Here is a 26,400-nt window from a genome sequence, read left to right as displayed (position 1 = left end):
GGGAAGGTGCCATGACCAAGGTCGAAACCTCCTTCGCGATCCGCCATGAACCGATGCGGATCGCCGGCAAGGCCGTCGATACCGACGGCCGGATCGACGTCCACTATCCCTGGGACGATGCCGTCATCGGCACCGTGCCGGCCGGCAACGCGGAACATGCCCGCAAGGCCTTCGAGATCGCCGCCGCCTACCAGCCGAAGCTGACGCGTTACGAGCGCCAGCGCATCCTGCTCAAGGCGGCGGAGCTGCTCGTCGCCCGCAAGGAGGAGGTGTCCGACCTCATCACCCTCGAACTCGGCATTTCCAAGCAGGATTCGCTTTATGAAGTCGGCCGCGCCTTCGACGTGCTGACGCTGTCGGGCCAGATGTGCATCCATGACGACGGCGAGATCTTCTCCTGCGACCTCACCCCGCATGGCAAGGCGCGCAAGATCTTCACCACCCGCGAGCCGCTGACCGCCATTTCGGCGATCACGCCCTTCAACCATCCGCTCAACATGGTGGCGCACAAGGTGGCGCCGGCCATCGCCACCAACAATTGCGTGGTACTGAAGCCGACCGAGCTGACGCCGATGACGGCGCTGGTGCTCGCCGATATCCTCTACGAGGCCGGCCTGCCGCCGGAAATGCTCTCCGTCGTCACCGGCTGGCCCGGCGATATCGGCATGGAGATGATCACCAACCCGAATTTCGACCTGATCACCTTCACCGGCAGCGTGCCGGTCGGCAAGCTGATATCGGCGCACGCCCACTACAAGCGCCACGTGCTGGAACTCGGGGGCAACGATCCGCTGATCATCCTCAACGACCTCTCGGACGACGATCTCGCCAGGGCCGCCGATCTTGCGGTGGCGGGGGCGACGAAGAATTCCGGCCAGCGCTGCACCGCCGTCAAGCGCATCCTCTGCCAGGAGCGTGTCGCCGACCGTTTCGTACCGCTGGTTCTGGAGCGGGCGAAGAAGCTGCGCTTCGGCGATCCCATGGACCGGACGACCGATCTCGGCACCGTGGTGCATGCCAAGGCAGCGGAGATCTTCGAGCGCCGCGTGCATCGAGCGGCGGAGGAAGGGGCCGAGATCCTCTACAATCCCGGCCGGCAGGGCGCGCTGCTGCCGCCGATCGTCGTCGATCGGGTTCGCCATTCCAGCGAACTGGTCATGGAGGAAACCTTTGGGCCGATCATCCCGATCGTGCGCGCGCCCGACGACGACGACGCGCTGATCGCGCTTTCCAACTCCACCGCCTTCGGCCTGTCCTCCGGCGTCTGTACCAATGACTTCAGGCGCATGCAGAAATACATCGCCGGGCTCAAGGTCGGCACGGTCAATATCTGGGAAGTGCCGGGTTACCGCATCGAGATGAGCCCCTTCGGCGGCATCAAGGATTCGGGCAACGGTTACAAGGAAGGCGTCATCGAGGCGATGAAGAGCTTTACCAACGTCAAGACGTTTTCACTCCCCTGGTGACCGGATGTCCCCCGCCCGCCATGCCTTGGAGCCGCCTTTGCGGCTCCTTTTTTGTTTGTGGAACGCACCGGCCGGCAGCGCCTATTCCATAAGTTTGATCTTGCGAACGATAAAAATAATAAATTTTACTAACCGATACGGCCATCGCAGTATGGTTTGCGAAGCGGACGCCTCAAGAGCGGCAGAGATTGCTCGCGGCGGTTTATCCAGCCTTCCAATCTTCAGAGGAGCAACACGACCATGAACAGACGCATGCTGTGCATTCTGGCCGGCGCGACCGCCGCCCTCTCTTCCACCTCGGCGCTGGCGCAGACGCAATTGACCGTCTACACCGCCATCGAGGCCGTCGATCTCGACCGCTACAAGGCCACCTTCGAAAAGGCCCATCCCGACATCACCATCAACTGGGTGCGCGATTCCACCGGCGTCATGACCGCCAAGCTGCTCGCCGAAAAGGACAATCCGCAGGCGGATGTCGTCTGGGGCCTGGCCGCGACCTCGCTGCTGCTCCTGAAATCCGAGGGTATGCTCGAACCCTACCAGCCCAAGGGCGTCGAGGCGCTCGACAAGAAGTTCGTCGACAGCGACACGCCGCCGAGCTGGGTCGGCATGGACGCGTATGTCGCAGCCCTCTGCTATAACACCGTCGAGGGCCAGAAGCTGGGGCTGACGGCGCCGACGAGCTGGGCCGACCTCACCAAGCCGGAATACAAGGGCCATATCGTCATGCCGAACCCGAATTCCTCGGGCACCGGCTTCCTCGACGTCTCCGGCTGGATGCAGATGTTCGGCGAGCAGAAGGCCTGGGACTACATGGACAAGCTGCATGAGAACATCGCAGCCTATACCCATTCCGGCTCCAAGCCCTGCAAGATGGCCGGCGCCGGTGAAACGGTGATCGGCGTCTCCTTCGAATTCCCCGGCGCCAAGGCCAAGACCGCCGGCGCGCCGATCGACATCCTCTTCCCCTCGGAAGGCTCGGGCTGGGAGGCGGAAGCCACCGCCATCATCGCCGGCAGCGCCAACATGGACGCCGCCAAGACGCTGGTCGACTGGTCGGTGACCAAGGAAGCCAACGAGATGTACAATGCCGGCTATGCCGTGGTCGCCTATCCCGGCGTTGCCAAGGCGGTCGAGCACCTGCCGACCGACCTGCCCTCGAAGATGATCAAGAACGATTTCGAATGGGCCGCCAACAACCGCAACGCCATCCTCAAGGAATGGCAGAAGCGCTACGACGCCAAGTCCGAACCGAAGACCTGACCCGTCTCAGTCTCCCGAAGGGGCGGCCCTCGCCGCCCCTTCGCCCGCCGACAATCCTGCCCTGCGCGAAGCGGAGTTTTTCGAGATGAGACATGCCCTGTCGGTCGAACCGGCGCCCCCTGCCCGCCCCCTGCCCGCCGAAACCGCGCCGGCCTATCTGGACGTTTCCGGCCTCTGGAAGAGCTATGGCGATTTCGTCGCGCTGCGCGACATTTCGCTGTCGATCCGCAAGGGCGAGTTCGTCTGTTTCCTCGGGCCTTCCGGCTGCGGCAAGACCACGCTGCTGCGCGCCATCGCCGGCCTCGACCTGCAAAGCCGGGGCGCCATCGTCCAGGGTGGCCGCGATATCTCGACGCTGCCCGCCGCCCGGCGCGATTACGGCATCGTCTTCCAGTCCTACGCGCTGTTTCCCAACCTGACCATCGAGCAGAACATCGCCTTCGGCCTGGAAAACACCGGCCGCCCGCGCGCCGAGATCGCCGCCCGCGTCGCCGAGTTGCTCGGCCTCGTCGGCCTTGCCGCGCAGGCGAAAAAATATCCGGCCCAGCTTTCCGGCGGCCAGCAGCAGCGCATCGCGCTTGCCCGCGCCATCGCCATTTCGCCGGGCCTGCTGCTGCTCGACGAGCCGCTTTCGGCGCTGGACGCCAAGGTGCGCGTCCATCTGCGCCACGAGATCAAGGCCTTGCAGCGCAAGCTCGGCGTCACCACGATCATGGTCACCCACGATCAGGAAGAGGCGCTGGCCATGGCCGACCGCATCGTGGTCATGAACCACGGCGTCATCGAGCAGGTCGGCACCCCGACCGAGATCTATCGCCACCCCAAGACCCTGTTCGTTGCCGATTTCATCGGCGAAACCAATCAGTTCCCCGCCAGGGTTACGGAAGGCGGCGCGGTCGAGATCGGCCATTCCGCCTTCCTCTGCCAGACGGACGGCTTTGCGGCGGGAGCGACGGCAACCGCCGTGGTGCGCCCCGTCGATATCATTCCCCATGGTGCCGACCTGCATGCCGGCATGGCGGCCGAAAAGCCGACGACGCCGCAGAACGTCATCGACGCGCAGGTCGTCGAGATGGAGTTCCTCGGCATGTTCTGGCGCACCCGCCTGACGGCGCCGCGCTTCGGCGACCGGGTTCTGGTCGCGGATTTTTCGGTCAATGCCGTGCGCCGCCTGCGTATCGAGATCGGCGGCGCCATCCAGGTGGAAATCCCGCAAGAGCGCCTGCTCCTCTTTCCCCGGAGCGCCTGATCATGACCATGGCCCTCGATTCCATGCCGCTCGGCAAGCCCCTGCGCCAGGAGGCCTCGCGCGACGATCTCGTCAAGCGCGGCTTCATGGTCGTCATCGGCCTTTACCTGATCGTCGCGCTCGGCGCGCCGCTCTTCGTCATGCTGTCGAAGTCGCTGTCGACCTATCGCTTCGATCTCGCCGCCTTTGAATTCCAGGTGAGCGACGACACCGGCGGCAACTGGAGTGCGCCGGTCACCGCCGCCGACCTCAATGCGCGGCTGAACGCGGTTGCCGATGTCGACCTGACCACCAATTCCGACGGCCGTCTCGCCGTCACGAAATTCTTCCCCGATTTCAAGTTCCGCAGTCCGGTGCATTATCGCCTCCGCGCCACCGGCGAGGGCGCCAGCTATCTGGTCGGCACGCAGTTGCAGAAGGGAAGCGACTGGCAGGACTACGATTCCGGCACCTTCCGCCGCATCGTGCTGCGCCCGAGCCGGGGTCTCGGCCTTGAGAATTTCAAATCCTATTTCTCGACGCCGGCGCTGGCCCGCTCGATCTATAATTCCATCCTGATGGCCTCGATCTCGACCGTCATCACGGTTGCCGTCGCCTTCGCGCTCGCCTATGCGCTGACCCGCAGCCGGATGCCGCTGAAGGGCCTGTTCCGAGGCGTGCTGACGGTGCCGATCCTGGTGCCGTCGCTGCTGCCCGGCATTGCGCTGGTCTACCTGTTCGGCAATCAGGGCATCTTCCAGCTCTGGCTGCTCGGCCATTCGATCTACGGGCCGATCGGCATTGTCATCGGCTCGGTGTTCTTCACCTTGCCGCATGCCTTCCTGATCATCCTGACGGCGCTGTCGGTGGCCGATGCCCGCCACTATGAGGCGGCGGCCTCGCTGAAATCCAGCGCTTGGCGTACCTTCCGCACAGTGACGGTACCGGGCGCGCGCTACGGTCTCGTCTCCGCCGCCTTCGTCGTCTTCACGCTTGTGATCACCGATTTCGGCCTGCCCAAGGTGATCGGCGGCCAATACGGCATGCTGGCGGTCGATATCTACAAGCAGGTGATCGGCCAGCAGAATTTCGAAATGGGCGCCGTCGTCTCGGTCATCCTGCTGGTTCCGGCGGTGCTCGCCTTCTGGGTCGACCGGCGGATGCAGAAGCGGCAGGTGGCGCTGCTTTCGGCCCGCGCCGTGCCTTATACGCCGAAGCCGAACCGCCGTTTCGATGCGCTGTGCTTCGCCTTCTGCTGCCTGGTGGCCACCTTCATCCTCGGCATGATCGCCATGTGCCAGCTCGCAGCACTCGTCAAGTTCTGGCCCTATGACATGACGCTGACCACCAGGAATTTCGCCTTCGACCTGATGGACGGCGGCGGCTGGGCGGCCTATTCCAACTCGATCAAGCTCGCTCTCCTGACGGCATTGTTCGGTTCGCTCGTCGTCTTCGCCGGCGCATATATGGTGGAAAAGGCCGATGGCTTCCGCACCGGCCGGTCGATCTTCCATTTCCTGGCGATGATGCCGATGGCGGTGCCGGGCATGGTGCTGGGTCTCGCCTATATCTTCTTCTTCAACAATCCGGCCAATCCGCTGCATTCGATCTACGGCACGATGACCATCCTCGTCGTCTGCACGGTGACCCACTTCTACACCGTCGCGCATCTGACGGCGCTGACGGCGCTCAAGCAGATGGATCCGGAATTCGAATCCGTCGCCGCCTCGCTGAAGCAGCCCTTCCACCGGCTGTTCTTCCGGGTGACGGTGCCGGTCTGCCTGCCGGCGATCCTCAACATCGCCATCTATCTGTTCGTCAATGCGATGACGACCGTCTCGGCCGTGGTCTTCCTCTATTCCACCGAGACGAAACTCGCCTCCGTCGCCGTGCTCAACATGGACGATGCCGGCGATATCGCACCGGCGGCGGCGATGGGCATGATGATCTTCTACACCAATGTCGCCGCCAAGCTGATCCACGCCCTGATCGCCCGCGGCCTGCTGGCCCGCACCCAGGCGTGGCGCTGATCCCCCTGCCCTTCCGGCAAGGAAAAAGGCGGAGCCGTCGCTGGCTCCGCCTTTTCGTTTGAGGGTACCCGTTCAGGCCGAGCGGGCGACCTTGCGGAGCGGCCGGATCTGCCAGGCCTCGCCGGCTTGCGCGCAGCCGCGGCGGCGTTCGGCCTCGGCCTGCCGGGTCTGCTGCGGCGTGCAGCCGTAATGGCTGCGATAGGTGCGCGAAAAATGCGAGGGTGAGCCGAAGCCGCAGGCAATGGCGATCTCGATCATCGTCAGCGAGGAATGCGACAAAAGCAGATAGGCCCGCTCCAGCCGCATCTCGACATAATAGCGGGCTGGCGACAGGCCCATTTCCTGCCGGAACAGCCGCTCCACCTGCCGGCGCGACAGCCGGCTTTGGGCGCACAGGCTGGCGAGCGGCAACGGCTCGGCCATGCCGGCCTCCATCTGCGCAATCATCTCGATCAGCACCGGATTGTCGATACCGATGCGGGTCTGCAACGGCAGGCGCTGGCGTTCGCCGGGGGCGCGCACCCGCTCGGCAAGACCGATCTCGCAGATGCGATTGGCGACCGTGCGACCGCAATCGGCCTCGACCTGGCGCAGCAGCATGTCGAAGGCGGCGGGGCCGCCGGCGCAGGTCTGCAGCGTTCCGTCGATTTCGAAGGCCGCCTGGCTGGCCCGCGCCTCTGGAAAGCGCTCGGAAAAATCCGGGAAATGCCGCCAGTGAACCGCCGCGCGCCGCCCCTCCAGCAGGCCGGCCCGCGCCAGAGCATAGACGCCGCCGGCAAGGCCGGCGAGCGACATGCGCTGCTGGTGGCAACTGCGCAGCCAGATGGTCAGCCCGGTCGAGGCCGGCGGCACGTCGTCGCCGCCGCAGATGACCACGGTGCAAGGCCCCGCCCCGCCGCGCCCGGCCTCGCGCGCATCGCTCAACGCCCCATCCACCGCCATGCGCATGCCGCAGCCGGAGCGCACCGCCGTGCCGTCCTCGCTGACCGTCGTCCAGGCATAGCGCTCGCCGGCAAGGCCGTTCGCCAGCCTCAGGACTTCGAGTGCGGCGGAAAAGCCGTGCAGCGAGAAGCCGGGCAGCAGGTAGAAGCGGAAGCGGTGGGCGGGCATGGTTTGCATCGTCATGCTCCTTGATTGGCGTTGCGGGACAAGGCGGATCGTGTGGCTGTTGCGTCAGTCTGCAAGTTTCGAAGAGAAATGCAACATAATATCCGTCAGCGAAACAGAAAACGTCACAATGGATTTTCTCAATTTATGTATTGATAATATGCGTTTATGACAGCACTTGGGCCGCTGTGGTTTGTTGTGTAGTACATGACAATTTGCCGTATTTTGCAACATATCTTGCTTGCGCACTTAAAAATTGCCACATTGCGCTATGACTGACGCTTCCGATTCCCGCGCGCTGGCGCCCCGCCGCCATGACGAGATCCTCAGACGCCTGGCGGCCGACGGATCGGTCAGCATCGCCGCGCTCTCCGCCTTCTTCAACGTCTCGCGCGAAACCATCCGCCGCGACCTGAAACAGCTTGCCGATCGCGGCCAGCTCGGCCTCGTGCATGGCGGCGCGACGCTGTTCGAGCCGACCGAGCCGGCACTGACCCAGCGCGCCCAGGAAAACAGCGCCGCGAAGGCGGTGATCGGCCGCGTGGCCGCCGGGCTGGTGCGGGACGGCATGGTGGTGCTGATCGATTCCGGCACCACGACGCTGGCAGTGGCGCAGGCGCTTTCCGGCTTGAAAAACCTGACGATTTGCACGCCCAGCCTGACGATTGCCCTGCTGCTCTGCCGTCAGCCCTCGACGCGGGTGCATATGCTCGGCGGTGAGATCGATCCGGGCGAAGAAGCGGCGGTCGGCATCGATGCGCTGGAGGCCATCGGCCGGTTCCGCGTCGATATCGCCTTCGTCGGCGGCGGTGGGCTGTCGCCGGATGGCGAAGTCACCGATTTCACCCGCAACGGCGCCGAGCAGCGCTCGCGCATGATCGCCGCCGCCGAACGCGCCTATTTCGTGCTCGACAGCTCGAAATTCGGACGTCTCACGCCGTTGCGCATCCCGCGTTTCGAACTGGCGGCCGGGCTGATCACCGATGCCGCGCCGCCGGCGGCGATTGGCGAGGCGCTGGTGCGCAAGGGGCCGAAGCTGATCGTTGCGACGTGACTATTTGATGCATTTTGTGATATTTTGTGTTGCGCTTTGTGGCGTGGCGGCTATGCTGAAACCTTCTTCGAAACGGGAGGTTGTTTCATGGCGCAGGGTTTGCCCACGCAGGCGCGGGTTGTCATCATCGGCGGCGGCATCATCGGTTGTTCGGTCGCCTATCATCTGACGAAGCTCGGATGGACGGATGTCGTCCTCCTCGAACAGGGCCAGCTCAGCGGCGGCACCACCTGGCATGCCGCCGGCCTTGTCGGCCAGTTGCGCAGCCATGCCAACATGACCGGCCTCATCCGCTATTCCACCAAGCTTTACAGTGAGCTGGAAGCCGAGACGGGGCTGGCGACCGGCTGGAAGAATTGCGGCTCGCTGGCCGTCGCCCGCACCGCCGAGCGCATGACCGTGCTGAAGCGCACCGCCGCTTCCGCCCGCGCGCAAGGGGTGGATGTCGAGGTGATCTCGCCGAAGGAGGCGGGCGATCTGTGGCCGGTCATGGCCATCGACGATCTGGTCGGCGCCGTCTGGCTGCCGGGTGACGGCAAGGCCAACCCCACCGACCTGACGCAATCGCTTGCCAAGGGCGCGCGCAATCGCGGCGCCCGCATCGTCGAGCGGGTGCGCGTCACCGGCATTACCACACGGCAGGGGCAGGTGACCGGCGTCGAGACCGACCGGGGCGCGATTGCCGCCGAGATCGTCGTCAATTGCGCCGGCCAATGGGCGCGCAAGGTCGGGCAGATGTGCGGTGTCAGCGTGCCGCTGCATTCGGCGGAGCATATGTATATCGTCACCGGCCGCATCGAAGGTGTCCACCCGGACCTGCCGGTCATGCGCGATCCCGATGGTTTCATCTATTTCAAGGAGGAGGTCGGCGGCCTCGTCATGGGCGGCTTCGAGCCGGAGGCAAAACCCTGGGGCATGAACGGCATTCCCGATAATTTCGAATTCGCTTTGCTGGAAGACGACTGGGACCAGTTCGAGCCGCTGATGCAGAATGCGCTGACCCGCGTGCCGCAACTCGAAACCGCCGAGATCAGGAAATTCTACAATGGTCCGGAAAGTTTTACGCCGGACAATAATTTCATCCTTGGCGAGGCGCCGGAGTTGCGCAATTTCTATGTCGGCGCCGGCTTCAACTCGATGGGCATCGCCAGCGCCGGCGGCGCCGGGCGGGCGCTGGCCGAATGGATCGTCAATAGCGCGCCGACCATGGATCTCTGGCCGGTCGATATCCGCCGCTTCGCCGGCTTCAACAACAATCCGCGCTGGCTGCACGACCGCGTCAAGGAAACGCTCGGCCTGCATTACGCCATGCCCTGGCCGAACCGCGAGCTGCACACCGCCCGCCCCTTCCGCCGCTCGCCGCTTTATGACCGGCTGGCGGCCCGGGGCGCCTGCTTCGGCTCGAAAATGGGCTGGGAGCGGGCCAACTGGTTCGCGAGCCCGGGCGAAACCCCGGTGACCGACTATGCCTTCGGCCGCCAGAACTGGCATGAGCCGGTGCGCCGCGAAATGCAGGCGGTGCGTCAGGCTGCCGGCCTGTTCGACCAGACCTCCTTCGCCAAGCTGCTGGTGCAGGGGCGCGACGCGGCGGCGGCGCTGAACCGCATCTGCGCCGCCGAGATCGATGTCGCGGTCGGCCGCTCGGTCTATACCGGCCTGCTCAATGAACGTGGCGGCTATGAAAGCGACCTGACGGTGCTGCGGCTTGCGGCGGATCGCTTCCTGCTGGTCACCGGTTCGGCGCAGGCGGTGCATGATGCCGACTGGATCGCCAAGAACATCCCGGCTGACGCCCATGTGACGCTGACCGACGTCACCTCGGCCTATGCCGTCCTGGCGCTGATGGGGCCGAAATCGCGCGACATCCTCGCCCGGCTCACCTCCGCCGATCTTTCCAATGAAGGGTTTTCTTTCGCCACCATCCGCGAGATCGATATCGGCTACGCCACCGGTTATGCCAACCGCATGACCTATGTCGGCGAACTCGGCTGGGAGCTGATCGTGCTGAGCGAATTCGCGGTCGGCGTCTACGAGGCGCTGCACGCGGCCGGCGGGGAGGATGGCATGATCGACTGCGGTTATTACGCGCTGGAAGCGTTGCGGTTGGAAAAGGGCTATCGCGCCTGGAGCCGCGAATTGACGCCGGATATCACGCCTTATGAGGCGGGGCTCGGCTTTGCCGTCGCGCTCGACAAGCCCGGCGGTTTCATCGGCCGCGAGGCGCTGGCCGCCGCTAAGGCGAAGGGCATGCCGGCGCGGCGCATCGTGCAGTTCACCGTCGACGACCCCTCCCCCATGCTGTGGGGCGGCGAACTGGTGCTGCGCAATGGCGAGCCGGTCGGCGAGGTGCGCTCGGCCGCCTATGGCCACACGCTTGGCCGCTCCGTCGCGCTGGCGCTGATCGACAACGCCTCCGGCGTCGATGCGGCTTTCCTGACGGGCGGTCATTTCGAGGTGGATCTGGCCGGCGATCGATTTGCCCTGACGGCGCATCTTTCGCCGGCCTACGATCCGAAAGGCCTGCGGATCAAGGTCTGACGTCCGTCAGACCTCGAACACGTCCTCGAAGGATTCCGGAAAACTCTGCCGGGCGACCCGCTCGTCGATGACGAGCAGGGATTCGTAGGACAGGGGATCGAAATCCTTTTCGGCCGCGACGACCTCGCGGCCGAAAAGCAGGTTGAGGCGCGCGGCATCGAGATTGCCGCGCTCGAAGGGCTCCGACCCGAAATGATGCCAGAGGGCATGCAGGAAGGCGGCATCGATGCGGTGTTCGGCCGTGCCCGGCCGGCCCCGGCGGGGTAAGGCCTTGATCGGCGTCACCCCGCGCGGATTGGCGCGGCGGATGGTGAACTGGATGCCCGTGCCCGGCATGCCGGACGGAAAGCCGCGATGTTTGTTCATGTCGGGCAGGTTTGCCATCCGGGTCTTCCTTATGCTGTCGCCTAGAGTATCGAAGGTAAAAACGGAATCGCCTTCGATACTCTATCTATTTGTTTTTACTTCATTGTTAGACGCAGAAGCGATTTCGCTTCGGCTGGAAATGCTCTAGCCGATCTTGTCCTGCGTCTTCGTATCGAAGTCGGAGGCGTCGTGGCGTTCATGCAACTGGTCGGCGGGGTCGCCGCTCAGGCGATTGACCTTGCGGCCGCGTTGTACGGCCGGGCGGGCGGCGATTTCCGCCGTCCAGCGCTGGACGTTCCTGTAGGTCTGGACATCGAGGAACGTGCCGGCATCGCCATAGGCTTGGCCGAGCGCGATGGCGCCATACCACGGCCAGATCGCCATGTCGGCGATGGTGTATTCGCTGCCCGCCATGAACTGGTTGTCGGCCAGATGCCGGTCGAGCACGTCGAGCTGGCGCTTGACCTCCATGGCGTAGCGGTCGATGGCATACTGGATGCGGATCGGTGCATAGGCATAGAAATGCCCGAAACCGCCGCCGAGGAAGGGCGCCGAGCCCATCTGCCAGAACAACCAGTTGAAGGTTTCGGTGCGGGCGCGCAGGTCCGACGGCAGGAAGGCGCCGAATTTTTCGGCGAGATACAGCAGGATCGAGGCGGATTCGAAGATGCGGACCGGCTCGCCGCCGCCCTTCGGCGCATGGTCCATCAGCGCCGGGATTTTCGAGTTCGGATTGACCTCGACGAAGCCGGAGCCGAACTGGTCGCCATCGCCGATGCGGATCGGCCAGGCATCGTATTCGGCGCCCGAATGGCCGGCGGCCAGCAGCTCTTCCAGCATGATCCCGACTTTCACGCCGTTCGGCGTCGCCAGCGAATAAAGCTGCAGCGGATGCTTGCCGACCGGCAGTTCCTTGTCATGGGTCGGGCCGGCGATGGGACGGTTGATATTGGCGAAGGCGCCGCCATTGGCCTTGTCCCAGGTCCAGACCTTCGGAGGCTCGTAGCCGGCGGGAAAATTGTCGGCGGGGGATTTCTCGGTCATGAAACAGGTTCCTTGTCGTCGAAAGGGCATATCCGATGTGCAGGTAATACGTCGCGGAATATAGGACGGGACGGCTGCTTTGCGATGTTCTATACCCTCCCTTCTTCCTCTGCCAGAGAGGATCGGAACAGGTCGCAATTCCGCCGCCTCATCCAGGGAAAAAACCGGCGGAGGGCGCGCTACTGCGCCCCCGCCTTTTTAATCAGGCGATTTCGGACGCCCGCCGCGGCGAAACGCCGAGCAGGATGCCGATGGCGGCGAGGATCAGGACGAGGGCGCTGACGCTGAAGACGCCGGTGGCACCGCTGGTATCGAAGATCACGCCGCCGGCCGCAGCTCCCATGGCGATGGCGAACTGGATGGCCGCCACCAGCAGGCCGCCGGCACTTTCGGCCTCGTCGGGAATGGTCTTGGCGAGCCATGTGGACCAGGAAACCGGCACCGCGCCGAAGACAAAGCCCCAGGCGGCGACGATGACGGCGGCGCCGGCCAGCGAGGGCTGCAGCGTGACGATCAGCAGCGCCATGGCGCCGAGCGCCAGCGGCATCGCCGTCAGCGCCAGCCGCAGGCTGCGGCCGATGAGGACGCCGGCAAACAGCGTGCCGACGAAATTGGCGATGCCGAAGCCGAGCAGCAGCGACGAGACCGCCTCGATGCCGGCGCCGATATTGAATTCTAGATAGGGCCTGAGATAGGTGAAGAAGGCGAAGTGGCCGCCGAAGACCAAAGTCGCGGCGACGAGGCCGAGCGCGATGCCCGGCCGGGCGAGGACTTCGCCCAGCGTGCGCAGGCTGGTGGTGCCGGTCGGGGTAAGCCGCGGCAGGGTCAGGAACTGCATGACGAGGGCGAGTACGCCAAGGCCTGCGGCAAGCAGGAAGACGGCGCGCCAGCCGGCGATTTCGCCGAGATAGCTGCCGACGGGGGCTGCGACGATAGTCGCGGCCGAGACGCCGCTGAAAATCATCGACAGTGCCCGCGGCACGAATGCGGCCGGCACGAGGCGCATGGCGACGGCGGTCGCCATCGCCCAGAAGCCGCCGAGCGCGATGCCGAGCAGCACACGCCCGACCAGCAGCAGCATCAGGCCGGGCGCGAAGGCGACCATCAGGTTCGAGACGATCAGCAGGGCGGAAAAGCCCATCATCAGGTGCCGGCGGTCTATGCGGCGGGCAAAGGTGGTGATCAGCAGGCTGGCGACCATGCCGACGACGGCTGTCGCCGTCACCGCCTGGCCGGCGGCCCCTTCGCTGATGCCGAGTTCGGCGGCAATCGGCGTCAGCAGGCTGGCGGGCAGGAATTCCGCCGTCACCAGGCCGAAGACGCCGAGCGCCATGGAGACCACCGCGCCCCAGGCCGGCGCATCGGTTCGGCCGTTCACGGCCATGGTATCGAAACTGGGAGTCATGAGCGTATCCTTGGGAGGGATGAACGATAGGCCCGGAAGATAGGCTGGACGAACCGGACGATCTATGTCAAAAAATCCGCCATGCTTGATCGAAAGTCCGAAACTGAGCGCAAGCCGCTCGATCCCGATCTCGTCAGCGAATTGCTGATGGGCATGCGCCTCGTCGGCCTCGATTATCGCCGCATCGAGGCGGCGGCGCCGTTCGGCTTCTCCTTCGGCGAGGTCGGAGGCCGCGCGCAGTTCCATTTCGTGGCGCGCGGGCCGGTGCAGTTGCGTTTGCCGGGCGGCATCGTCCATGGGCTGGAAACCGGGGATGCGGTGCTGTTGCCGCGCGGCGGCTTCCATGCGCTGGTCTCGTCCGACGAGATCAAATGCCGGGATATCCGCGCGCTCGAAGCGGCGCCGCTATGCAGTTCGGTCAGCGCCATCACCGCCTGCGACGGCACGACGGGGCCGGAAGCGCGGGCAATCGTCTTCAGCGGCTGCATGGAATTCGATCTCGGCGGGTTGCATCCGCTGGTGGCGCTGATGCCGGAGGTGATGCGGGTCGGGACTCTGCTGGATCGCTATCCCGAAATCCTGCCGATGCTGGAGGCGATGGAACGCGAGGCCAAGGGCGGGCGGGCCGGCTTTGCCGGCATTCTGGCACGACTTGCGGATGTGGTGGCGGCCTTCATCGTCCGCGCCTGGGTGGAATGCGGCTGCGGCGACGCCAGTGGCTGGATCGCGGCGCTGCGCGATCCGCGTCTCGGCCGCGTCATCGTCGCCATCCATGCGAACCCCGGCCATGACTGGACGCTGGTCGAGCTGGCCGACCGCATGGGCGCCTCCCGCTCGGTCTTTGCCGAGCGTTTTCTGGAGGTCACTGGCGTCACGCCGCTGCGCTATCTGACCGAGCTGCGTATGCGGCTTGCCACGCAATGGATTGCCAAGGAGCGTATGCCGATCGAAACCGCCGCGCAAAAGCTCGGTTACGGTTCGCAGGCCGCCTTCAGCCGCGCCTTCAAGCGCATCACCGGCCACCCGCCCGGCGCTTTGACGGCCGCCAAGGCCGCCAGCGGTTAAGCGAACGCGGCCGTCGCCCCAGCGGCTGCGTGCGAAAATCTATTTGACTAACTATTCAGTTTGTTTTTATCTGCGGCCGGGAGAACGGGCCGGTCGGAGAGCCGGCGCTCGTGGGAGGAACAAGCATGAGTGATGTCGATCTGTGTTATCTGCCGGCGCATGAGGCCCTGCGTCGGTTCAAGAGCCGCGAGCTTTCGCCGATCGAATTGATGGAAGCGACGATCCGGCGGGCGGAGGCCGTACAGCCGGCAATCAACGCCTTCACCTATACCCATTACGACGAAGCCATGGATCTGGCGCGCAAGGCGGAGGCGAAATATGCCCGTGGGGCGCGCACCGGGGCGCTGGAAGGCCTGCCGGTCGGCATCAAGGACGAGAGCGAGATCGAGGGCAAGCCGAGTTCGGTCGGTTCGCTGATCTACAAGGACAATGTCGCGACCCGCACCTCGACGAACAATGCGCGCATCATGGCGGCCGGCGGCATCGTGCATGCGCGCACCGCGACGCCGGAATTCTGCTGCGCCGGCACCACCTGGTCGCGGCTCTGGGGCGTGACCCGCAATCCGTGGAATACGGATTTCACCTGCGGCGGCTCCTCCGGCGGATCAGGCGCGTCGCTGGCCGCCGGCACCTCGTCGGTCGCCACCGGTTCGGATATCGGCGGCTCGATCCGCATTCCGGCCTCGGCCTGCGGCGTCGTCGGCTACAAGCCGCCCTATGGCCGCAATCCCGACGATCCGCCGTTCAACCTCGATTTCTTCTGCCATACCGGGCCGATGGCCCGCACGGTCACTGATGCCATCCTGCTGCAGAACGTAATGGCCGGTCCGAGCCCCACCGATATCGCGACGCTGCGGCCGAAGCTGCGCCTGCCGACGACGTTCAAGCCGATCAAGGGCTGGAAGATCGCCTATTCCATCGATCTCGGTATCTTCGAGGTCGATCCCGACGTGCGCCGCAACACGCTGGCGGCGATGGATGTGTTTCGTTCGCTGGGCGCGACCGTCGAGGAAGTCGATCTCGGCTGGACGCCGGATATTCTCGAAGCCGGCATCACCTATCTGCGCCATCTCTTCGGCGGCTATGTCTCGCGCCTCTTGGATGAGCACGGCGACAAGATGACCACCTATGCAAGGGCGTTCGCCGAGCGCGGGCGGTCGTCGACCTCGGCGGAATTCGTCGGCAGCCTCGAAACCGTCGGCGCCATGTACCAGACGCTCGGGCCGCTGCTCGACCGTTACGACGTGCTGATCTGCCCGACCAATGCCCTGCCCGCCGTTCCGGCCGATTTCGACCATTCGACGACCGGTGTGGAGATCAACGGCAAGGCGGTCGATCCGATGCTCGGCTGGGTGATGACGACGCCGTTCAACATGATGAGCCGCTGCCCGGTGCTGTCGATCCCGACCGGCCATGCCCGCAACAGGGTTCCCACCGGCATGCAGATCGTCGGGCGCAGCTATTGCGATGCCGACGTCTTTCGCGCCGGTCTGGCTTTCGAGGCGGCGCAAGGCCCGTGGTACGGCAAGAAGGTCAGCCGCCCCGCGCTGTGATCGTTGACGACGAGCGGTCCGCCGGCCGATAAGGGCGGACCGCATTCTTTCCCGGGAAACCAAGCCTTGAAGACACCCCGCCCCTCCCCTTCCGAGACGCCCGCCGGGGAAGGCGGGCCGGTGACCAAGGGCGGAAAGCGCGATGGCCGTCACGTTCGCGGCCTTGCCAGCGCCCAGCGGATCGTCGACACGACCATCCAACTGATCGCCGAGGAAGGCATGGCCGGCGTCACCATGCAGCGCATCGCCGCGCGCATCGGCTCCTCGAATGCGCTGGTGGTCTTTCATTTCGGCAGCAAGGACAAGCTGTTTCGCGCCGTCCTCGAATATCTCAACGACCAGTTCGCAAAACTTTGGGAAAACACGGTGCGGGCGCCCGGCCTGTCGCCGGCCAAGCGTATCGTCGCGGCCATGGATTGCGCCCGGCATTTCCGCCGCGAACACCCGGATTGGGTGGTCGTCTGGGTGCTGTTCGGCAGCGACCGCCAGACGATGCAGCTCGACCGGATGATCAGCCTGCCCAATGACCGTGCCTATCTCGCCGAAACTCGGGCACTGCTCGCCGATATCGCCCGCGAGGGCGGCTACGGCGACGTCGATATCGGCAGCCTAGCCGACGGGCTGAACTATCTGGTGCATGGCGCTTGGTACTGGGACACGTTCAACCCGGAAGCGGCGCAATCCGAGGCGCTGCACAAGGCGGGCATGACGTTGCTCCGCCACGCCTTTCCCCGGAGTTTTCCGGTCGGGGAATGATCTGCAACTCTTTTGTTGCACATGTCGATGGATCGGGCTATGGTGCAACCATATCGTTGCACGAAAGAAAAACCCATGAGCTCTCAGGATCGCATCGAAAAGCAGATCGTGCTCAACGCGCCGATCGCACGCGTCTGGCATGCCATTACCGATAGCACGGAGTTCGGCACCTGGTTCGGCGTCAAGCTGCACCAGCCCTTCGCCCCCGGCCGCAAGATCACCGGCAAGTTCGAAGGCGATTTCGACGAAGCAAAAATCCGCGCCTATCAGGCCTCGCTCGGCCTCGAACCCACGGGCATCCGGCCGCTGACGCCCAATTACGTGTTCTGCACCGTCGAGCGCATGGAGGAGCCGCATCTGTTCAGCTTCCGCTGGATCCCCTATGGCATCGACATCGAATGCGACCCGGAAACGGAAACGCCGACGCTGGTCGAATTCCGGCTGGCGCCGGACGGCGCCGGCACGCGGCTGACCATCGTCGAATCCGGCTTCGAGCAGGTGCCGGAACATCGCCGCCAGCGCGCATTCCTGATGAACACGGGTGGCTGGAGCGCCCAGATCGAGAATGTGAAGCGGCATGTCGAACAAGGCTGAGCAGGAACTGGCCGGCGTCTTTGCGGCGCTTGGCGATGCGACGCGGCTGGCGCTGGTCACCCGGCTGCTGGCGGCCGGCGCGCTTTCGGCCACGGCCCTGGCCGAGGGGCAGGCGATCAGCCGGCAGGCCATCGTCAAGCATCTGCAGGTGCTGGAGGCGGCGCGGCTGGTGGTGCATGAACGCCATGGCCGCGAGGTTCTCTATTCGCTCGATGCGCAGCAGGTCGATGCCGCCCGTGCCTTTCTCGATGCGATCTCGGCCGGCTGGGACCGGGCGCTGGCCCGCCTTAGGACACTGGTCGAATCGGACTGAAAACCCCTGGAAACCCGAGGCGGCGCCGGCCATGGACCGAGATCAAGGTTTGTCAAAGCCGCTGTTCGGTATCCTTGGAAAACAGCGAGGCCTTGCCCATGTCGAAGGTCAGGCCCACCTCCCCTTTCATCGCCCGCGCCGCCTCGATGCCGAGGCGGGTGCTGAAGCGTTTGCCGAGGCAATCGAACCAGCCGAGCGCATCGGCGCCGAGCAATTCGGTGAAGGCGAGCGTTGCCGGCAGGCTGCCGGGCGCGCCGCGCTCGGTGACGGTGATATCCTCGCAGCGCACGCCGAGCACCGCCTCGCCTGCCCCCTGCTTTGCCTCGAAGGCATAGGCGGAGACGTCGATGGCGATGTCGCTGTCGCCGGTGATGAAGCGCCCTGCCCCGTCCAGCCGCCCGTCGAGAAAATTCATCGCCGGCGAGCCGACGAAGCCGGCGACGAACAGGCTGGCCGGCTTTTCGTAGATCGATTGCGGATGGGCGAACTGCTCCACCTTGCCCTTGTGCATCACCGCGACGCGGTCGGCCATGGTCATTGCCTCGATCTGGTCGTGGGTGACGTAGATCATCGTCGATTTCAGCGTCTCGTGCAGTTGCTTGAGCTCGACGCGGGTTTCGGCGCGTAGCTTGGCGTCGAGGTTGGAGAGCGGCTCATCGAACAGGCAGATCGAGGAGGAGCGCACCAGCGCCCGGCCGATCGCCACGCGCTGGCGCTGGCCGCCCGAGAGCTGGCTGGGCTTGCGCTCCAGCAGCGGCTCGATCTGCAAGAGTTTTGCCACCCAGGCGACCTTGTCGACGATCTCCGCCTTGGGCGTGCCGGCGATTTCCATGCCGAAGGAGAGGTTGCGGCGCACGGTCATGGCCGGAAACAGCGCATAGGACTGGAACACCATGGCCAGCCCGCGCTGGCTGGGCTCCAGCCCGATGACATCGCGGCCGTCGATGACGATCTGGCCGTCGTCGCAATCGTCGAGACCGGCGATGACGTTGAGCAGGGTCGACTTGCCGCAGCCGGAGGGACCGAGAATGACGACGAACTCGCCCTTCTCGATCTCCATGTCGACAGAGCGCAGGATGGTGAGGCCGGCGAAGGATTTCTTGATCTGGCGAAGAGAAATGCTGGACATGGATCAACCCTTGACGGCGCCGGCGGCGATGCCGCGGACGAAATAGCGGCCGGAGAGGAAGTAGACGACGAGCGTCGGGATGGCGGTGATAAGTGCCGCGGCCATGTTGACATTGGGATTGGCGGCACCACGGGCATTGTTGACGATGTTGGTGAGCTGCACGGTCATCGGCAGATTGTCGTTGCCGGCGAAGATCAGGCCGAGCAGGTAGTCGTTCCAGATGCCGGTGAATTGCAGGATCGCCACCACCACGAGGATATTGGTCGAGATCGGCAGGATGATCGACCAGAAGGTGCGCAGGAAGCTTGCCCCCTCCATGCGTGCCGCCCGGCTGATCTCGTCGGGCACGCCGACATAGAAGTTGCGGAACAGCAGCGTCGTATAGGGCAGGCCATAGATGACATGCACGAAGACGATGCCGGCATAGGTGCGGAACAGCCCGACATTGCTGAGGATTTTCACCGTCGGATAGAGCATCGCCTGATAGGGGATGAACAGGCCGACCGTCACCAGCAGCATCAGCAGATTGGCATGGCGCGATTTCCACTGCGCCAGCGCATAGCCGTTCAGCGCGCCGGCCAGCGTCGAGATGACGACGGCGGGAATGGTGATCTTGATCGAATTCCACACGCCCGGCTGCACGCCGTTGCAATCGAGCCCGGTGCAGGCCGTCTTCCAGGCGGTGACCCAGGCATCGAAGCTCGGATTGACGGGAAAGGCGAGCAGGTTGCCCTGGCGGATTTCTTCGAGCGGTTTCAGCGAATTCATCGCCACCAGCAGGAGCGGCAGCAGGAAGAAGATCGCCGAGACGGTGAGGAAGACATAGAGGCCGATGCGGGCCGCCTGCGGCGCGAAGGGCTTTTTCCTGATGGCGATGGGCGTGGCCACGGCGATGCTCATGTGCGCCTCCGGAATTCGCTGTAGAAATACGGCGCCAGCAGCACCAGCGACAGCACCAGCATCATGATCGAGGCGGCCGAGGCGAGGCCGAGATTGACGCGGGCGAAATAGAAATCGACGGCGAATTTCGCCGGCATTTCCGTAGAGATACCGGGGCCGCCCTTGGTCATGGCGATGATCAGGTCGTAACCGCGAATGACTTCCGACATCAGGAGAACGACGCAGGAGGCGATGACCGGCCGCATGCCGGGGAAGATCACCTGGAGATAAGCCCGCCACAGCGGAATGCCTTCCATGCGGATTGCCTTCCACAGGTCGTTGTCGATGCCGCGCAGGCCGGCAAGCACGATGACCATGACGAGGCCTGCCGAATGCCAGATGCTGGCGATGACAAGCGTATAGAGCGCCCGGTCCGGCCGCGTCAGCCAGTCGAAGGTGAACGCCTCCCAGCCGATGCTGCGCATCAGCGCCTGCAGCCCGTTGGAGGGATCGAGCAGCCAGCGCCAGGAGAGGCCGGTGACGACCAGCGACACGGCCAGCGGATAGAGGAAGATGGTGCGGAACAGCGATTCCGCCTTGATGCGCCGGTCTGCCAACACTGCCAGCAACATGCCGAAGGCCAGCGTCCCGACGATATAGAGCAGGCCGAAGATCACCATGTTGAGGCAGGACACCAGCCAGCGCTGGTTGGTGAACAGCTTTACATACTGGTCGAAACCGTCGATCTCATAGGTCGGCACCAGCGTCGAGCGCGTCAGCGACATCACGAAGGTCCAGACGATCGAACCGTAGAAAAACAATGCGATGACGGCAAAAAACGCCGCCACGGTGATATCCGGCCTGAAAGCCTGCCGGTTGATCCAGCTTGTCATCCCAAATCCTCCCCGGAAAAACCGCGTCCCGCCCATTGGTCTAAATGGGCGGGACGCAGCATATGCCGTTACTGGCTTTGCAGGATGCCGCCCAGCGTTGCAATCGCCGCATCCGCCGTCATCGACGGGTCGGTCCAGAACTGGGTGGCGAGGTCGGTCACCTGGCCGTTCATGTCGCCCGGCAGGGCGTCATAGGCGGCATTGACCGCTTCGCCGGGCTTCGCCAACATGGAAACGCCCTTGGCGGCGCAGGCATCCAGCGTGCTGGTGTCGACGTCGAGGCGCGAGGGCACCGAACCCTTGACGGCGGCGATCTTCGATTCGACGGCCGGATCCATCACGGTTTCGGCCAGCAGCGTCTGGCCTTTGATGCGGTCCTCGTCGGTATTGACCGGGAAGGCGAAGATATCGACGATGACGGCATAGGCGGGCTTGTCGCTCGGCGTCAGGAAGCAGCCGAATTCCTTGCCCGCCGTCTGGCCGGCGGAGAGAAACTCGCCGCGCGCCCAGTCGCCCATGAACTGCATGCCGGCCTTGCCGGTGATGACCAGGTTGGTGGTGTCGTTCCACGAACGGCCGGGGCTGGCCGGATCGGCATAGGTCGAGACCTTGCGGTACAGCTCGAAGGCTTTCGGCAGGATCGGCGATTTCAGCGCTTCCGGGTCGCGCTTGATGAACAGCTCGTTCCAGTAGTCCGGGCCGCCCAGCGCCAGGATGAAATCGTAGAGGATGGAGACTTCCTGCCACGGCTCGCCGCCGACGGCAAAGGGAATGTGGCCGTCCGCCTTCAGCTTGTCGGCGGCTGCGAACATCTCGTCCATCGTCTTCGGCTCGGCGATGCCGGCCTTTTCGAACAGCGATTTGGAATACCAGACCCAGTTGTCGGCATGGATGCCGACCGGCAGGCCGACAAGCTTGCCGTCGACAGTCAGCTTGTCCCAGATCAGCGGCGCCATGACCTTCTGCCAGCCGCCGGCTTCGGCGAGGTCGTTGAAATCGCGAAGCTGGCCGGCCTTGGCGAGGTCGCGCATCGCCCCGCTCGGCGTCATCAGCACGGCCGAGGGCGGCTCGCCGCCGGCGATGCGGCTGGTGGCGGCGGCAATCGCCGAGTCGAAATCGGCGGACGGGCTGTCGATCCACTTGCCGCCGCGCGCCTTGTAGGCATCGGCGATGGCGTTCATCGCCTTGGATTCGCTGGCGCTGGTCCAGTATTGCTGCACATCGACGGTCTGCGCGACGGCGGCGGTGGAACTGGCCAATGCGCCCAGCAGCGCCAGCGTGGAGGAAAGGCGTCTCAGGTTCATTTCATTCCCCTTTTCTTATCGATCCGAACTCAAAAGTTTCCGGCCGGGGCGCCGCAGCGCCCCGTTCCGGCTTTACGCCGCCTTGCCCGGCGCCGTTCCCGCAACGCCGAGTTCGCGGTTGATGCCATCCAGCAGCGCGGCCATGTCGCTCTTGGAGATCTTGTCGCCGGCGACCCAGGCGACGGTGTTGTAGATGCCAAGGAAGGAGCCGCCGCAATATTCAAGCATCTTTTCGGTTTCCTCGTCGTCGAGGCCGAGCTGGGCTTGCAGGAAGGCGCCGAAACGCTTGCGGGCGAATTCCTGCTCCAGCACCATGAAGGGCTGGCTTTCGACATTGAGGATGGTCAGCGGCAGGGCCGCACCCTCGACCTCGACCGTCTTCTCGCCCCTGATGTCACGCGAGGAGGCGGCGACCTCGAAGGTCAGCTTGCCGGCATCGAGCAGCCAGCGGCGATAGTCGGTATCGTAATAGCGCAGATCGCGTGCCTCGATGGTCACGGAAACGCGTTTCGTCTCGCCGGGCTGCAGGGCCACCTTGGCAAAACCCTTGAGTTCGCGCACCGGCCGGATGAGGCGCGGCGCATGCGGACGGGCATAGACCTGCACGATCTCCTTGCCGGCGACATTGCCGGTATTGGTGATATCGACCGAGACGGTGATGCTGTCTTCGGCGCCGAGGCGTTCGCGGTCGACCGCGACATTGGCATAGGCGAAGCTGGTGTAGCTCAGGCCGAAACCGAAGGGGAAGAGCGGTGCAAGCTTGCGCTTGTCATAGGCGCGGTAGCCGACATGGATGCCCTCGCTATAGACATGGCGGTTGTTCTCGCCGGGATAGGAGAGGAAACCGGGCGTGTCTTCCAACTGCATCGGGAAGGTGACGGTGAGCTTGCCGCAGGGCGTCTGGCGGCCGAAGAGGATCTCCGCCAGCGCATGGCCCGCCCCCTGCCCGCCGAAGAAGGCCGAGAGCACGGCCGGCGTGCCGCCGATCCACGGCATGACCACCGCATCCGGCGTCGCCAGGATGACGACGATGTTTTTGTTGCGGGCCGAGAGGCGCGCGATCAACGCATCCTGGCCGTCATGCAGGTCGAGATGGGTACGGTCGGAGCCTTCGCCGTCGTAACCGACTTCGGTGTTGCCGAAGAACAGCACGACATCGGCGCCGTCGATGTCCGCCAGGGCCGCCGCTTCCGTGGCGCTGCCGGCCTCGAAATCCGCGACCGCATGGAAGGAGAGCGTGGCACCCGGTGCCATCAGGCGGATTTCCTCGAAGGGAATGTCGACGTCGGTCGGCCGGGTGGTGGCGCAGCCGGAGCCCTGGATGACCGGCTCCTTGGCGGCGGCGCCGACCACGGCGATGCGCGTGAGCTTGCCGCCATCGAGCGGCAGCAGCGCGCCGTCATTCTTCAGCAGCACGATCGATTCCGCCGCCATGCGCTGGGCGAGCGCATGATGCTTCTTGTAGTCGGCGGTGGCGTTCGGCTTGATGCCGTTGCGGGCGGTGCGCACCAGCTTGAGCACGCGCAGGCAGGCGCGGTCGAGCGCTGCCTGCGGCACGCGGCCGGCCTCGACGGCATCGAACATTTCCTGCTTGCGGGCGCCGCTTTCCGGCATGTCGAGATCGTTGCCGGCGTTCATCGAGGCCGGGCGGTCCTTGATGCCGTGCCAGTCGGACATGACGAGGCCGTCATAGCCCCATTCGTCGCGCAGAACCTCGGTCAGCAGCCAATGGTTTTCGGCGGCCTGCACGCCGTTCAGGCGATTGTAGGAGCTCATCACCGTCCAGGGATCGCTCTTGCGGATGGCGCGCTCGAAGCCGGCGAGGTAGATTTCGCGCAACGCCCGCTCCTCCACTTCGGAGCTCATCGTCGTGCGCTGCACCTCGGAATTGTTGCAGGCGAAATGCTTCAGCGAGGCGCCGACGCCATTTTCCTGCATGCCGTTGATGACGGCGGCGGCGATGTCGCCTGTGACCACCGGATCCTCGGCATAATATTCATAGGCGCGGCCGGCGAGCGGCGTGCGGCGGATGTTGATGCCGGGGCCAAGCAGGATGTTGACGCCGAAGGCCTGGCATTCGGCGGCCAGCGCCTCGCCCAGCTCATAGGCGAGATCCACGTCCCAGGAGCAGCCGAAGGAGGAGCCGTTGGGGAAGCAGGTCGCCGGCCGGGTCGAGCCGAAGGCGCCCTCGACGCCGCGCGACAGATCCGCATTGACGACGCCGAGGAAGGCGGCAAGCTGGCTCTCGCTATCCTGCGGACCGTCGATCTGCTCGATCGAGTAACGCACGCCGTAGGTGCCGTCGGTCATCAGGATTTCCGGGATGTTCAGACGGTAGTTGGCGGCGGTGCGCCACAGCCCGGAGCCGCTGGTGAGCGCGACTTTCTCTTCGAGCGTCATCTGCTCCACGAGCCCGGCAAGTTCCTTATCGGAAATATTCCATGTCATCGCTAATCCATCCCAATGTTGCGGACATAGGCCTTGCGGGCATATGCCGGCCTGCTCTTGCAGGCCTCCTCGCCTGTGCGGTGCTTTCACCGCTCAAAAGAACGGGATCAGTGATGACACAGGCGGGGGCCTGCTTCTAGCCGCGAAACTTGCGCTGGATATAGGACAGTTTTTGATATTTACTGGCGATGCAAACCGGGAGGAGCCCCATGAACGTCGCCTATCTGAAAACCGAAAGCTGGGTGGAAAAGCGCGATTGCGGCTTTGAAAATCACGGGCCGGCGGTCGAATCCCATGCCCGCGCCTTCGTCCACGGCTATGCCGACGTGCCCTATCATTGGCACCGGGAGATGGAGATACTTTTCGTGTTGCGCGGCCGCTTCCGGTTGATCGTCGACGGCCAGCCCTGCGAGATGGGCGAGGACGACATGATCGTCATCAATGCCGACGTGCCGCACAATTCCACCTAGATTTCCCGCGATGCACTGATCTGCGGCGTGCATCTCGACGTCACCCATTTCGAGCGTCTTGGTCTCACCGGTTTTGCCGCGCGCGAATATCTGTGCCGCACCTTCCTGCACAGCCGTTCCTTCATGACCAAGGTCGCGCCGATCAAGGCGCTGATCGCCCGCATCATCCTCGACCAGGCCAGCCGGCCGGAGGAGGTGCTGGCCCGCCAGACGATCGCCAACCTGCTGGCCTGCTATCTCTATCGCTGGATTCCCTACCAGGATGCCGCCGCCGCCAATGGCGCGCTGCGCCCCGACAGCCGCAACCGCATCCTGCGCATCATGGATACGCTCGGCGGCCAGGACGACAGCCAGCATCTGAGCGAGATCGCCGAAGCCGAAGGGCTGACCGTCAGCCACCTGTCACGGCTGTTCAAGCGGCATCTCGGCATCGGCTATCGCGACTATTCGCAGAATCTCAGGCTCGACAATTGCGCCGGCGAGCTGCGCGCCAGCGACGACACGATCAGCACCATCATGGAGCGCAACGGGTTCGGCAATCCGGCAGTATTCTACAATAAGTTCCGCGCCCGCTTCGGCTGCAGCCCGGCCGAATTCCGTCGTGGTCGCCGCCCCCTGCGCCCGCAAAGCCTGCTGACCGAGGAGGATGCGGCCGAAGCGCTGAAGCTGCTCACCGCCCATGCGGCGGGCGTCGGCAAGGCGGCGGAACTGGCGGTCGGGCTCGCGACCGGCCTCAAGCGCCAGACCGTTCTCAGCGCGCCGCACAATGCCAGCCTGAGCTGACGGATTACTCCATCCGCCCGGAAGCAGGCGGATCGCTTGCCGGGAACGATTCCAGAAGCGCCTCTTCGAGAAGGTCGTCGGGTTTGGAATGCGGCGGCGACGGAAGCGTCTTTTCCAGTGCTTCCGGCTCGGGAAGGGTTTCGATGCCGTCCCGGATCTGCGTCTCGTTGTCGTTGGTTGTCATCGCTGCCATGTCCTTTCCTGTTTCCAGCCGGCGATCCGTCGGTTCGCCAGGCCCTGTTCTGGACATTCACGCGGCAAGCTTGCCACAGTTGCTGGCGCAAGTCAGCGCACTTTACGCGCATTCGCCCGTCATGGCTGCCTTATGCCGCAGCCCCTCCCCTCCCCCTCCCGTTTGAGGGGATGGGCCTTGCGGCGCGAAACCCGATTCGCCCGGCCCAGGCCACTGAGTCGCGGCGTTTCCGGCCGGCGGCGAGCGCTTTGTCTAAACGTCGGAAATGATTCACAGAAAGAAGCGACCGACGCTCGATTTTGCGGGAATCGCCTTAACCGGCGGGAATCTATGGTAAACCGGGAGCGGCCGGCGGTAAGGAATCGTTAAGCGCCTGCGCCCGGGCGCCGGCCCGTCCCGCGCCGCCTTGCGGGAATGGAAGAATCGGCCATAATAACGGTTCATGGCGGCTTGGCTGCCGAAAACCGTTATCTGGACGATTGCCGACAATGAACGCTAATTCGCTGGCTTCGCTGAAAG

24 protein-coding genes are annotated in these 26,400 nt (G+C 64.6%); 13 read left to right on the top strand and 11 right to left on the bottom strand.

What is annotated here, in order from left to right; translation table 11 throughout:
• The first annotated feature begins 11 nt into the window (after window positions 1-11).
• The 4 genes from phnY to P7F60_RS24300 all read left to right on the top strand — a co-directional run bounded on the left by phnY (window position 12) and on the right by P7F60_RS24300 (window position 5,987).
• Complete coding sequence (gene phnY, locus P7F60_RS24315; RefSeq protein WP_277920284.1) at window positions 12-1,466, top strand: phosphonoacetaldehyde dehydrogenase; 1,455 nt, start codon at window positions 12-14, stop codon at window positions 1,464-1,466.
• A 240-nt stretch (window positions 1,467-1,706) separates the two neighbouring features.
• Window positions 1,707-2,729, top strand: a complete 1,023-nt coding sequence (locus P7F60_RS24310) for a putative 2-aminoethylphosphonate ABC transporter substrate-binding protein (RefSeq protein ID WP_277920283.1) — start codon at window positions 1,707-1,709, stop codon at window positions 2,727-2,729.
• Between the two features lie 85 nt (window positions 2,730-2,814).
• A complete protein-coding gene (locus P7F60_RS24305; protein ID WP_277920282.1) occupies window positions 2,815-3,978 on the top strand; it encodes a putative 2-aminoethylphosphonate ABC transporter ATP-binding protein in 1,164 nt (387 codons plus the stop codon).
• Between the two features lie 2 nt (window positions 3,979-3,980).
• Window positions 3,981-5,987 carry a putative 2-aminoethylphosphonate ABC transporter permease subunit gene (locus P7F60_RS24300; RefSeq protein WP_277920281.1) on the top strand — a complete coding sequence of 669 codons (2,007 nt, stop codon included), beginning with the start codon at window positions 3,981-3,983 and terminating at the stop codon, window positions 5,985-5,987.
• Window positions 5,988-6,059: 72 nt separating this feature from the next.
• Here the strand turns inward: P7F60_RS24300 and P7F60_RS24295 are convergent, their stop codons facing one another.
• Window positions 6,060-7,106: a GlxA family transcriptional regulator gene (locus P7F60_RS24295; protein ID WP_277920280.1), complete on the bottom strand. Its 1,047-nt coding sequence runs from the start codon at window positions 7,104-7,106 to the stop codon at window positions 6,060-6,062.
• 259 nt (window positions 7,107-7,365) lie between these two features.
• Here P7F60_RS24295 and P7F60_RS24290 point away from each other — a divergent pair, with 259 nt between their 5' ends.
• Window positions 7,366-8,148: a DeoR/GlpR family DNA-binding transcription regulator gene (locus P7F60_RS24290; RefSeq protein WP_277920279.1), complete on the top strand. Its 783-nt coding sequence runs from the start codon at window positions 7,366-7,368 to the stop codon at window positions 8,146-8,148.
• Window positions 8,149-8,235: 87 nt separating this feature from the next.
• Entirely contained in the window at window positions 8,236-10,686 is a 2,451-nt protein-coding gene (locus tag P7F60_RS24285) for an FAD-dependent oxidoreductase (RefSeq protein ID WP_277920278.1), read from the top strand.
• Between the two features lie 6 nt (window positions 10,687-10,692).
• On the opposite strand, the gene P7F60_RS24280 is transcribed toward P7F60_RS24285, so the two are convergent.
• From P7F60_RS24280 to P7F60_RS24270, 3 genes are all read right to left on the bottom strand, one after another.
• A complete protein-coding gene (locus tag P7F60_RS24280; RefSeq protein ID WP_277920277.1) occupies window positions 10,693-11,070 on the bottom strand; it encodes a hypothetical protein in 378 nt (125 codons plus the stop codon).
• A 126-nt stretch (window positions 11,071-11,196) separates the two neighbouring features.
• Window positions 11,197-12,096 carry a glutathione-dependent disulfide-bond oxidoreductase gene (gene yghU / locus P7F60_RS24275; protein ID WP_277920276.1) on the bottom strand — a complete coding sequence of 300 codons (900 nt, stop codon included), beginning with the start codon at window positions 12,094-12,096 and terminating at the stop codon, window positions 11,197-11,199.
• 202 nt (window positions 12,097-12,298) lie between these two features.
• Window positions 12,299-13,501, bottom strand: coding sequence for an MFS transporter (locus tag P7F60_RS24270; protein ID WP_277920275.1), 1,203 nt, complete (start codon window positions 13,499-13,501; stop codon window positions 12,299-12,301).
• 81 nt (window positions 13,502-13,582) lie between these two features.
• On the opposite strand from P7F60_RS24270, the gene P7F60_RS24265 reads away from it, so the two are divergent.
• The 5 genes from P7F60_RS24265 (at window position 13,583) to P7F60_RS24245 (ending at window position 17,782) form a co-directional block, all read left to right on the top strand.
• Window positions 13,583-14,566, top strand: coding sequence for an AraC family transcriptional regulator (locus tag P7F60_RS24265; protein WP_277920274.1), 984 nt, complete (start codon window positions 13,583-13,585; stop codon window positions 14,564-14,566).
• A gap of 125 nt (window positions 14,567-14,691) precedes the next feature.
• The gene (locus P7F60_RS24260) at window positions 14,692-16,119 is read left to right on the top strand and encodes an amidase (RefSeq protein ID WP_277920273.1); all 1,428 of its coding nucleotides are present in this window, start codon (window positions 14,692-14,694) and stop codon (window positions 16,117-16,119) included.
• Window positions 16,120-16,185: 66 nt separating this feature from the next.
• Complete coding sequence (locus P7F60_RS24255; RefSeq protein WP_277920272.1) at window positions 16,186-16,875, top strand: TetR/AcrR family transcriptional regulator; 690 nt, start codon at window positions 16,186-16,188, stop codon at window positions 16,873-16,875.
• A gap of 75 nt (window positions 16,876-16,950) precedes the next feature.
• Window positions 16,951-17,469: an SRPBCC family protein gene (locus P7F60_RS24250; RefSeq protein ID WP_277920271.1), complete on the top strand. Its 519-nt coding sequence runs from the start codon at window positions 16,951-16,953 to the stop codon at window positions 17,467-17,469.
• Window positions 17,453-17,782, top strand: coding sequence for a metalloregulator ArsR/SmtB family transcription factor (locus P7F60_RS24245; RefSeq protein ID WP_277920270.1), 330 nt, complete (start codon window positions 17,453-17,455; stop codon window positions 17,780-17,782). Before P7F60_RS24250 ends, P7F60_RS24245 begins: the two co-directional genes overlap by 17 nt.
• A 52-nt stretch (window positions 17,783-17,834) precedes the next feature.
• Here the strand turns inward: P7F60_RS24245 and P7F60_RS24240 are convergent, their stop codons facing one another.
• The 5 genes from P7F60_RS24240 to P7F60_RS24220 form a co-directional block, all read right to left on the bottom strand.
• On the bottom strand, window positions 17,835-18,911 hold the full coding sequence (locus P7F60_RS24240; RefSeq protein ID WP_277920269.1) for an ATP-binding cassette domain-containing protein: 1,077 nt from the start codon (window positions 18,909-18,911) through the stop codon (window positions 17,835-17,837).
• Between the two features lie 3 nt (window positions 18,912-18,914).
• Window positions 18,915-19,811 carry a carbohydrate ABC transporter permease gene (locus tag P7F60_RS24235; RefSeq protein WP_277920268.1) on the bottom strand — a complete coding sequence of 299 codons (897 nt, stop codon included), beginning with the start codon at window positions 19,809-19,811 and terminating at the stop codon, window positions 18,915-18,917.
• The gene (locus P7F60_RS24230; RefSeq protein ID WP_277920267.1) at window positions 19,808-20,683 is read right to left on the bottom strand and encodes a sugar ABC transporter permease; all 876 of its coding nucleotides are present in this window, start codon (window positions 20,681-20,683) and stop codon (window positions 19,808-19,810) included. The genes P7F60_RS24235 and P7F60_RS24230 overlap by 4 nt, the downstream gene beginning before the upstream one ends.
• A 68-nt stretch (window positions 20,684-20,751) precedes the next feature.
• Window positions 20,752-21,987 (bottom strand): ABC transporter substrate-binding protein, encoded by a 1,236-nt coding sequence (locus P7F60_RS24225; protein WP_277920266.1) that lies wholly within the window; start codon window positions 21,985-21,987, stop codon window positions 20,752-20,754.
• Window positions 21,988-22,059: 72 nt separating this feature from the next.
• Window positions 22,060-24,435 (bottom strand): glycoside hydrolase family 3 C-terminal domain-containing protein, encoded by a 2,376-nt coding sequence (locus P7F60_RS24220; protein ID WP_277920265.1) that lies wholly within the window; start codon window positions 24,433-24,435, stop codon window positions 22,060-22,062.
• A 209-nt stretch (window positions 24,436-24,644) separates the two neighbouring features.
• On the opposite strand from P7F60_RS24220, the gene P7F60_RS24215 reads away from it, so the two are divergent.
• On the top strand, window positions 24,645-24,905 hold the full coding sequence (locus P7F60_RS24215; RefSeq protein ID WP_277920264.1) for a cupin domain-containing protein: 261 nt from the start codon (window positions 24,645-24,647) through the stop codon (window positions 24,903-24,905).
• Window positions 24,906-24,932: 27 nt separating this feature from the next.
• On the top strand, window positions 24,933-25,688 hold the full coding sequence (locus tag P7F60_RS24210) for an AraC family transcriptional regulator (protein WP_277920263.1): 756 nt from the start codon (window positions 24,933-24,935) through the stop codon (window positions 25,686-25,688).
• A gap of 4 nt (window positions 25,689-25,692) precedes the next feature.
• Here the strand turns inward: P7F60_RS24210 and P7F60_RS24205 are convergent, their stop codons facing one another.
• Together P7F60_RS24205 and P7F60_RS24200 are read right to left on the bottom strand one after the other, a co-directional pair.
• Entirely contained in the window at window positions 25,693-25,881 is a 189-nt protein-coding gene (locus P7F60_RS24205; RefSeq protein WP_277920262.1) for a hypothetical protein, read from the bottom strand.
• A 328-nt stretch (window positions 25,882-26,209) separates the two neighbouring features.
• The coding region (locus tag P7F60_RS24200; protein WP_277920261.1) for a hypothetical protein at window positions 26,210-26,400 on the bottom strand (191 nt) is incomplete at its 5' end.

Source organism: Rhizobium sp. YJ-22, assembly GCF_029601685.1.
In the GTDB taxonomy this organism is placed as follows: Bacteria; Pseudomonadota; Alphaproteobacteria; order Rhizobiales; family Rhizobiaceae; genus Metarhizobium.
Note: the sequence above shows the minus strand (reverse complement) of the source record. Positions and strands in the feature narration are given on the sequence as shown.